This window comes from Desertihabitans aurantiacus (assembly GCF_003344635.1).
GTDB lineage: Bacteria > Actinomycetota > Actinomycetes > Propionibacteriales > Propionibacteriaceae > Desertihabitans > Desertihabitans aurantiacus.
On the sequence record NZ_QPKK01000451.1, the window covers coordinates 1 to 1,783 of the forward strand.

General features: G+C 77.6%; 2 protein-coding genes and 1 pseudogene. 2 read left to right on the plus strand and 1 reads right to left on the minus strand.

Annotation, left to right across the window (positions count from 1 at the left end; translation table 11 throughout):
* Both DVA66_RS20065 and DVA66_RS20070 read left to right on the plus strand, forming a co-directional pair.
* Nucleotides 1–549: pseudogene (locus DVA66_RS20065) on the plus strand (hypothetical protein); the annotation flags it as partial.
* On the plus strand, nucleotides 539–1,441 hold the full coding sequence (locus DVA66_RS20070) for a serine hydrolase (protein WP_198671993.1): 903 nt from the start codon (nucleotides 539–541) through the stop codon (nucleotides 1,439–1,441). The pseudogene DVA66_RS20065 and the gene DVA66_RS20070, both read left to right, overlap by 11 nt.
* Nucleotides 1,442–1,451: 10 nt before the next feature.
* On the opposite strand, the gene DVA66_RS20075 is transcribed toward DVA66_RS20070, so the two are convergent.
* Nucleotides 1,452–1,783: hypothetical protein (locus DVA66_RS20075; protein ID WP_408608939.1), on the minus strand; the 332-nt coding region annotated here is incomplete at its 5' end.

The window sequence follows — 1,783 nt, forward strand, 5'->3', positions numbered from 1 at the left end:
ACCGATGTCGAGGTGCTGCAGGACGTCCCCGCCCGGCGGGCCCAGCTGCTGGCCGACGACCGGACCGACCTGGCGGTGCTGCCGGCCGCCGCCGACGTGGCGCGCTGGCGCGTCCCGCTCGGGCTCGGGTCGCGGGAGGACGGCCCGCCGCTGCACCTGGAGTCGCTGCGTCCCGGCCGCGGTGCCGGCAGTCCGCGGCTGCTCTGGCTGCTACCCGAGGACGACGTCACCCACCTGCGCGACCCCCTCGAGCGCTACCGCGACCGGCACGGGCTGGCGGCCTCCCAGCTGCGGCGGGCCGGCTCGGTGGTGGCCGCGGTGCACCGGGTGCTCACCCGGGACGACCTGGTCCTCACCACCCGCGTCGACGCGGCCCGCTGCGGGCTGGGCTGGCGACCGCTGGCCGGCCTCACGCTGGTCCGCGGACGGCTGCTGGCCAGCAGCGACCCGGGACGTCCGGCCAGCACCGACGCCGACCTGGTCGAGCTGCTGGGGACGTTGCTGACCGGGCCCGGGGACACGAGCGAGGAGGACGGCCGTGCTGGCTGAGGAACGGGCGCTGCGGGAGGTGCGCCACGACCTCGCGGCGGCCGGGCTGACAGCGGGGATCTGCGTGCGCGACCTGCGCACCGGGCGGGAGCTGGCCCTCGACGCCGACCGCCAGCTGCCGCTCGCGTCGGTGGTCAAGGTGCCGCTGGCCGCCGCCGTCCTGCTGCGGGCCGAGGCGCCCGGAGCACCGTTCGCCCTGTCGGACACGCTCACCGTCACCGACGAGGACCGCACCCCGGGTCCGAGCGGTCTCTCCCGGTTCCGCCACCCGGCCGAGATCGCGGTCGAGGACCTGCTCTACCTCGCGCTCGGGCTGAGCGACAACACCGCCACCGACCTGCTGTTCCGGCTGCTGCCGCCGGCCGCCGTCACCGCGGAGCTGCGCCGGCGCGGCCACGTCGACGTCACCGTCCGCCACCCCATCCAGGCTCTGCACGACAGCCTCCTCACCCGGCTCGGGGCCGACCAGGAGCACCTCGCGCTCGCGCTGGCGGCCCGGGCCGCGACCGGTGAGGGCGGCAGCCTGGTGCCCCAGCTGGACGTCTCCCACGCCAACAGCGGCAGCGCCCGGGGCCTGGTCGGGCTGCTGGCCGACACCTGGTCGAGCACCGGGCCGTGGGCGGAGCGGCTGCGGGCGCTGATGGGCACCAACCTGCTGCGGCACCGGCTGGCGCCCGACCTGGAGAGCGACGCCGCACGCTGGAGCTCCAAGACCGGCACCTTCCTCACCCTGCGCCACGAGGCCGGGGTGCTCGAGCACGACGACGGCCAGCGGTTCGCGATCGCGGTGCTCAGCGAGTCCCGGGTCGCCGCCACGGTGCAGCCCGCCGCGGAGGCCGCGCTGGGGGCGGCGGCGCGTCGGCTGCACGACGTGCTCCGCGACGCGGACTGACCCGCACGGCTCAGAGCACCGGCAGGTGGACGTCCTCGCTCGGGGTGCGGCCGGTGGCCAGGCGGATCCAGTCGAGGTCGTCGGCCGGCGACGGGTCGCTGCCGGCCCGCTCGCGGTACGCGTCCCGCAGGGCGGAGGCGACCTCGGCCGCCGCGGGCGGGAGCACCGGCGTCGGCCCGGCGGGGTCGAGGACGCGGTGCAGGTCGTCGGCGTGCACCACCAGCTCGACCAGCCGGGTGCGCAGGTAGTCCTCGGCGGTGAGCGGGCCACGGCGGCCCAGCACCACCGGGGCCAGCCCGCCGCGCGTCGGGTCCGCGGGGTCCAGCACGGCGAACGCCTCGG